Raw genomic sequence first — 4,881 nt, 5'->3', positions numbered from 1 at the left:
AAACCAGTCGGCCGCCCCGGGTTCCCCATCCCGTACGAGACGAGAGGGAGATCCCAGTATGGACTCCACCCTGCGCGTACAGGCCCGCTGCGGGCTGGCGGAGCTGCTCGACCTCCTCCTGCAGCACGTGCAGGCACTCCGCGCGTTCCAGGGCGACCGCCGAGGAGGCGGGGGCGGTCGGCGGCCCGGCGGGAACCGGGTCCGTGACGGCCAGACCGGTCAGCGGGTCGGTCGTGTCCAAGCCCGCCAGCTCCAGGATCCGGCGCGGCTGGCCGTTCCAGTTCGTCGCCGTCACCGTCAGCGACCGCCGCCGGCCGTGGTCGGCCAGCACGTCCAGGAACTGCAGACCGGCCGTGTCCATGAAGTGCACGCCCGCCATGTCCAGGTCGACCCGGGTGACGGTGACCGGCAGGCCCGCCAGGGTCCGGGCCAGGATGTCCGCGCAGCCGTGGACGAGCTCACCCCGCGGGGTGAGCTCGGCACCGGCCGCGTCGACGCGGCCACAGATGACCAGGGTGTCCAGCCCTCCTGGGAGATGTGGTGATGCCGCTGAGGTCATGTCACCGCCTTGTCGGTCCTCGTCGGTCGTGTTCGTCTCGCCGGACTGCACGACGTCACTCGCCCCCGTGGACGTCGATGTGAGGTGCGCCTGCCCGCCGTTCGGCGTACTACACACCCTTTGAGGGAATGAGCCTTTGTCGTACGGGTACGAGCGCTGTGGTCCGGAAGCATCGGGAGAGGGCCTTGAACACTCGTCAACAGCTGTCGGAGACCGGCCCACGAGGCCCGGTGCCGGGCCTCGCGGTGTTCCCGCTGGCCGGGCAGCAGGGCGTCCGGGCGGCCGGTGAGGTCGGTCTGACGACCCGCGCGATCTGGGAAGGCGTACTGGAACAGGCTGTTCGCGAGGACGATGACGTGTACTGCCTGGAGTTGTCCGGCGTGACGTTCGTCGACGTCGCGGGCGCCGGCGCGCTCGCGGCCGCCGCGGGGCAGCTCCGGGACGGCCGGCGGTTCGTGGTGCGCAGGCCGCCGCCCGCCCTGCGGCGCACGCTGGACCTGCTGTGGCCGGGCCAGAGGGGAATCGAGGTGTCGACGTCATGACCGTTGTCGCCATCGAGCCCTTCGGGTCCCTCGACCCCTTCGCCCACCCCGCGCTCTTCTACCGGGACGAGCAGGAGTACCTCGACGGCACCCTGCCGTTCGTGCACGACGGCCTGGACGCCGGCGAGCCGGTCGCCGTCGCCGTGCCCGGCAAGAACCTCGCCCTGATCAGGGACGCGCTGGGGGACGCCGCCGGGGCCGTGCGGCTGCTGGACATGCGTGAGGCCGGACGCAACCCCGGGCGGATCATCCCCGGCGTGCTGCGCGCCTTCGCCGACGCCCAGCCCGCCGGCCGCCGGGTGCGGATCATCGGCGAGCCCGTCTGGGCGGGCCGCTCCGACACCGAGTACCCGGCCTGCGCCCAGCACGAGGCGCTCATCAACGCCGCATTCCAGGGCCGTACCGTGACGATCATGTGCCCGTACGATGTGGCGCGGCTGCCCGAGCACATGGTCGCCGACGCGTACGCCACCCACCCCACCGTCATCCACTCCGGCACCCGCACGGCGCGGGACAACGACGCGTACGCCCCCGGGGATGTCGTCAGCCGCTACAACGAGCCGCTGGCGCCCGTGCAGGACGCGCTGACGCTCTCCTTCGTCTCCGACTCGCTCTCCCACGCCCGGCATGTGGCCGTCGGGGAAGGCGCCCGGCTCGGTCTCTCCGGCGTGAAACTGGACGACCTGGCCCTCGCCACGGCCGAACTCACCACCAACAGCGTGGTGCACGGCGGCGGTTCGGGCGTGCTGCGGGTGTGGGCCGAGGACGGGTACGTGGTGTGCGAGGTCCGTGACGAGGGACACTTCGCGGACATCCTGGCCGGACGCCGGCCCGTGCCCCGCGACCAGCGCGGCGGGCGCGGGGTCCTGCTGGTCAATCTGATCGCCGACCTGGTGCGGGTGCACCGGAGCGACAGCGGTACGACCGTGCGCTGCTGGTTCGCCCGCTGACCGGCGCCTGACGCTCAGGTGCTCAGCGGGTCCAGCGCCAGGGGCGCGATCCTGCCCTCCAGCATCGCGCCGAGCCCCTCCACGGCACACACGTCCGGGCGCTCGGCGATGTGCACCGGCATGCCCGTCGCCTGCCGCAGCATCTGGTCCAGGCCCGGCAGCAGGGCGCTGCCGCCGACCATCATGATCCCCCGGTCGGCGAGGTCGGCGACCAGATCGGGCGGGCAGGACCGCAGCACCTTGCCGATGCCGTCCAGGATCGCGGTGAGCGGCGCCTGGATGGCGTCCCGCACGGCGGCGGTGTCGACCTGGACGGAGCGGGCCAGGCCGGTGGCGACGTCCCGGCCGTGGATCTCCGTGGAGGCCGGGCCCTGCGCGGTGAGGCCGTTGCCGGACAGGGCCAGCTGCAATGGCCGTACCGACTGGCTCGGCAGCATCAGCTCGTGCTCGTGGCGCAGGTGCTGCACGATCGCGTGGTCGACGGCCTCCCCGCCCACCGGGATGCGCTCGGCGGTGACGATCGAGCCGAGCGACAGCACGGCCACCTGGGTGGCCGCCGCCCCGCACACCATGATCATGGTCGCCTCGGGATGCTCCACGGGCAGCCCGCAGCCGACGGCGGCGGCGATGAGCGTGTCGACCAGTTCCACGCGGCGCGCGCCCAGGCCGACGAGCGTCTCGATCGCGGCGCGCTGGGCCAGCGGGTCGGCGTCGTGCGGGGTGCAGGCGGCGGCCCGCAGGATCGGCTTGCGGCGCAGGCCGCGGCGCATCTTGTCGCCGAGCAGGTGCCGCAGCATGCGCTGCGCCATCTCGATGTCCACGACGGTGCCGCCGGAGACCGGCCGTACCACCCGGATGTAGTCCGGGGTACGGCCGGTCATCTTCTCCGCGAGCTCCCCGACCGCGATCAGCGCGCCGGTACGGGTGTTCACGGCGGCGGCGGACGGCTGGTTGACGACGAGCCCGGCGCCCTTGACGTAGACGCGTGTGCGGGCCGCCCCCAGATCGACGGCGAAGTGGCAGCGGCGCAACTGCTCCAGACTGGCGGTCATGGCAGGTCCTCCCGAGAGCAGAGACCGTGGGGGGCCGCCAGGTGGCGGGCCTCGCAGACGTGGGTCCGCCGGGACGGCGGGCCTCCTTCGCATCGTGCGCGGGAGGGGGCCGGGCCGCCTTTCGTGGGGGGCCGGGCGGGGTGCCGCCGAACGGGGGGTTCGCCGTTCGGCCACAGGGACTGCGCGGCCTCCAGCGGGGGCGCGAGGGAGGTCACGGTGGTCTCGCGGCCGGCCTCGCGCAGCTGCCGGTCGGGCGTGGTGTTCCGGGCGAGGCCGACCAAGCGCAGCCCGCTGGGCGGTGGCCAGCTCGGCGACCGTGGAACCGATCACCAGGCCCGTCGCGGCCGGCCCGTCCAGGCGTCGAAGGCGCGCAGCATGCAGTCCGGGTGGCGGGGTGAGCAGGGCGAGGCCCTCGGTGCGTCCGTGGACGCCGGCCAGGCGCAGGGCGCCGTAGGGCCGCAGACAGCGGGGTACCGGGCTGGAAGCGCTGGGGGCCCTGGGCGGCCGAGCCGGCGGCGAACTGCTCGTAGACGGCCGGGGAGACGATCACCTGGGCGGCGGCCAATTTCACGCCGAACTCGATCTCCACGCCGTTGGCCTCGGCGAACCGTCCCGGAAGACGCGCAGCGCGGACTCGGCCGCCGCCCGCACTCCGTCCAGGGCGCCCTCGACGGTGTGGGTCGCCCGGACCGCGCCGTCGCCGCGGGAGACCAGGCGGGAGCCGGACCGCTCCTCCACCGCCTCGACCGCGACCACGGCACCGTCACCGGTCTTGAACTCGACCAACCCGTCCACGACGCCCCCGTCGTCCGATTGCGCTGGGCAGTCATGGTGACGGAAGGTACTTGATGAGGCATCGGGCATTCACCGAACTCATCCACCGACCGTTCCCCGGATCACCCCCAGCTCCACCAGGTCCTGCGGCCGGATGCGGAGCTGGTCCGCCGTCGACTCGACCTCGCGCGGGGGCCGTTTGAGGATGACCGCCGCCAGTTCCGGCGCGATCACCGAGAAGTAGCTGTCGGGTGTGGCCCACGTGTTGCCGGGGGCGGCCAGGGCCAGTGCGCCGCCCGAGCCTCCCTCGCCGATCACCAGTGTGGTCACCGGGGTGCGGGCGCTCGCGACCGCGCCGAACAGGTCGGCGATCGCCGCGCCCGCGCCCTGCCGCTCCGCCTCCGCGTCGTTGGCCGCGCCCGGGGTGTCCACGAGGGTCAGCACCGGGACGCCGAGTCGGTCCGCGAGGCGGATCAGCCGGGCGGCAGCGCGGTAGCCGGCGGGGCGGGTCGCGGTCCCGGTCTGCGCGGCATACGCGACCGTACGGCCCTCGTGCGTGCCGAAGCCGCACAGCATGCCGTCCGGGTCGGTGCCGCCGCACCGGTCGCCGCTGATGGCCGTCCTTTCGGTGAAGTACGCGTCCAAGTAGGCCCCGGCGCGTGGCCGTTGCGGGGACCTGGCCCGGCGGACGGCGTCCCAGCCGGTGACGGGCAGCACCGCGGACTCGCCGAGCGGTTCGGGCGGCGGGGCGGGCGTGGCGGACGGGCACGTCAGCAGCCGAAGCCAGCGCCCGAGCGTCTCGCGCAGCTCCTCCGGCCGTACGACCGCGTCCGCCGCCCCGGCCGCGACCTGCGCCTCCGCCGTGTACGCCGCCGGGTCCGCGTCCGCCGGCCGCACCCGGGACCCGGCGAAGCCGACCTGGGCGCCGGGCAGCGCGAGCACCACGTCGGCGCCCGCGCCCAGGGTGGCCCAGCCGCCCCCGGTCGTCGGATCGCGCAGGACCG

At 74.2% G+C, this 4,881-nt stretch carries 5 protein-coding genes and 1 pseudogene; 2 read left to right on the top strand and 4 right to left on the bottom strand.

Features of this window, described 5'->3' with window-relative positions; translation table 11 throughout:
- On the bottom strand, positions 1-559 hold a 559-nt coding region (locus ABZ281_RS37980; RefSeq protein WP_356662584.1), incomplete at its 3' end, for an STAS domain-containing protein.
- Positions 560-744: 185 nt separating this feature from the next.
- Here ABZ281_RS37980 and ABZ281_RS37975 point away from each other — a divergent pair.
- Both ABZ281_RS37975 and ABZ281_RS37970 read left to right on the top strand, forming a co-directional pair.
- The gene (locus tag ABZ281_RS37975; protein ID WP_356662583.1) at positions 745-1,101 is read left to right on the top strand and encodes an STAS domain-containing protein; all 357 of its coding nucleotides are present in this window, start codon (positions 745-747) and stop codon (positions 1,099-1,101) included.
- Entirely contained in the window at positions 1,098-2,051 is a 954-nt protein-coding gene (locus ABZ281_RS37970; protein ID WP_356662582.1) for an anti-sigma factor RsbA family regulatory protein, read from the top strand. Before ABZ281_RS37975 ends, ABZ281_RS37970 begins: the two co-directional genes overlap by 4 nt.
- 14 nt (positions 2,052-2,065) lie before the next feature.
- On the opposite strand, the gene ABZ281_RS37965 is transcribed toward ABZ281_RS37970, so the two are convergent.
- From ABZ281_RS37965 to ABZ281_RS37955, 3 genes and pseudogenes are all read right to left on the bottom strand, one after another.
- The gene (locus ABZ281_RS37965; RefSeq protein WP_356662581.1) at positions 2,066-3,103 is read right to left on the bottom strand and encodes a rod shape-determining protein; all 1,038 of its coding nucleotides are present in this window, start codon (positions 3,101-3,103) and stop codon (positions 2,066-2,068) included.
- Positions 3,104-3,659: 556 nt separating this feature from the next.
- A pseudogene (locus ABZ281_RS37960) lies at positions 3,660-3,898 on the bottom strand (CU044_2847 family protein); the annotation flags it as partial.
- A gap of 78 nt (positions 3,899-3,976) precedes the next feature.
- On the bottom strand, positions 3,977-4,881 hold a 905-nt coding region (locus ABZ281_RS37955; RefSeq protein ID WP_356662580.1), incomplete at its 5' end, for a carboxyl transferase domain-containing protein.

Origin of the sequence: Streptomyces sp. NPDC006265 (assembly GCF_040613555.1) — a bacterium.
GTDB lineage: Bacteria > Actinomycetota > Actinomycetes > Streptomycetales > Streptomycetaceae > Streptomyces.
This window is presented reverse-complemented; position numbering and strand designations above follow the sequence as displayed.